This window comes from Paenibacillus sp. 01T422 (genome assembly GCF_056398785.1).
Map to the genome: position 1 here is coordinate 1 of NZ_JBFTQB010001581.1, position 542 is coordinate 542.

Consider the following 542-nt stretch of genomic DNA (forward strand, 5'->3'; position numbering starts at 1 on the left):
GTACAAGGCATCCTCTGTATTTGTTTTTAATTGTTCCAAAATGCTTGAAACGTTTGCACCTTTTTGGGTTACGGTTCTTGATAATTTGCTGCCTTTTTCCGTAACCGGAATATACAATGTCACTTTATATTGGTCTTCGTTTTCCTTGCGAATCCCAATGATTAAAGGAATGTCACGTTTATCTATTTCTTTAATATCCCAACACCCGCTGAGAAGAATCAACGACATAAAAACGATAACAGATAAAAAATGCCTATTTTTTTTCATATGCCAACCCCCGCTTACCAGCAAAAACACCATAAATTAAAATGGTAAATGGAAGAATAACTATCGAAAAAACATTAGCACCTGCTCCCCATAAAGCAGTTTTTTCTATCCAGTCCAGATTCGGAATAGATAAGGCGAATATTAATGTGAGCATTGAAAAGGCGCTAATCCAATAAGAAGCTTTGCCTCTCTTCCAATTGAATAATTTCTGTGTGATTTGACCGATCATCCATAGTAGAACGGCATTTAATATAACTGTGAACCCAACCAATGAC

2 protein-coding genes are annotated in these 542 nt (G+C 36.2%); both read right to left on the bottom strand.

The annotated features are described in order from the left end of the window. Positions 1–267, bottom strand: a 267-nt coding sequence (locus tag AC1DUA_RS40290; RefSeq protein WP_477504970.1) for a Ger(x)C family spore germination protein, incomplete at its 3' end; no start/stop codon positions are given. Next, on the bottom strand, positions 254–542 hold a 289-nt coding region (locus tag AC1DUA_RS40295), incomplete at its 5' end, for a hypothetical protein (RefSeq protein ID WP_477504971.1). The genes AC1DUA_RS40290 and AC1DUA_RS40295, both read right to left, overlap by 14 nt.